At 46.9% G+C, this 1240-nt stretch carries 1 protein-coding gene; it reads right to left on the bottom strand.

Annotated features, from left to right (window positions below; translation table 11 throughout):
• Positions 1–198: 198 nt before the first annotated feature.
• A partial coding sequence (locus EGV91_RS17070) for an ABC transporter ATP-binding protein (RefSeq protein WP_135505867.1) occupies positions 199–1240 on the bottom strand: 1042 nt, incomplete at its 5' end.

The raw sequence follows: 1240 nt of genomic DNA, 5'->3' as shown, positions 1-1240 counted from the left end.
TTTTTCTCTAATGCATCTTTAACTGAAACAAACGGTTCTTCTACTGCAACTTTTACCATTTCTTTTCCACTCCCTTTACCTTAATTGTGTATACTTGTTTATTTCCCCTCATTTTCCGCAGGGTAAACGCATACTTGAAAATGAAATATTTTTAATATACCGTAAATTTTAAAAAAGGAGCAGTCTGAACAGAACAAGTCAGTTATGAAAAATTGCAGCTTCTTCATTGCCAATAGCTGCATCGTTTTTAATCCGGTTGCCGCTTTCCGCATCAAAGAAATGGACATGCGACATATCGAACGCCAGGCGTGCGGTATGCCCAGGTTCGATGGCCGTATCGGCCTCAACGCGCGCGATAAATTCCTGGCCAGCATAAACCGCGTAAATAATGGTTTCTGCACCGGTCAGTTCTGAAACCGTGATTGTGGCATCGAATTCACTGACTGGCAGGTTCGAGAGATCTTCATTATTGACATGGATGTGTTCAGGACGGATGCCCAGCGTGATGTCTTTGCCTTCATATCCCTGATTTTTCAAGACTGCCAGCTGTTCAGGTAAAATAGCCACCGCTTTGTCGCCAAGCTTGAACGTGCCGTTTTCCATATGCCCCTCGAAAAAATTCATCGCGGGCGAGCCGATAAAGCCGCCGACAAAACGGTTATCCGGAAAATCATAGACTTCTTTCGGGCTGCCAATTTGCTGAATAAAGCCGTCTTTCATAATGACGATGCGTGTTGCCATCGTCATGGCCTCGGTCTGGTCATGGGTCACGTAAATCGTTGTCGTTTTCAGCCGCTGATGGAGCTTGGTGATTACCGCACGCATTTGAACGCGCAGCTTCGCATCCAAATTGGACAACGGTTCATCCATCAAAAACACTTTCGCATCGCGGACAATCGCACGGCCGAGCGCTACTCGCTGGCGCTGTCCACCAGACAACGCTTTCGGCTTGCGATTGAGATATTCTTCCAACCCTAAAATAGCCGCTGCTTCCGAAACGCGCTTATGAACATCATCCTTATTCATCTTGCGCACCTTCAAGCCGAACGCTATGTTTTCATACACCGTCATATGCGGAAACAATGCGTAATTTTGAAAGACCATCGCAATGTCCCGGTCTTTCGGCTCCACATCGTTCATGCGCTTGCCATCTATGTAAAAGTCTCCTTGCGTGATTTCTTCAAGCCCGGCAATCATCCGCAGCGTTGTGGATTTTCCGCAGCCGGATGGGCCGACAAAA

Source organism: Planococcus koreensis (assembly GCF_004761975.1).
GTDB lineage: Bacteria > Bacillota > Bacilli > Bacillales_A > Planococcaceae > Planococcus > Planococcus koreensis.
Note: the sequence above shows the minus strand (reverse complement) of the source record. Positions and strands in the feature narration are given on the sequence as shown.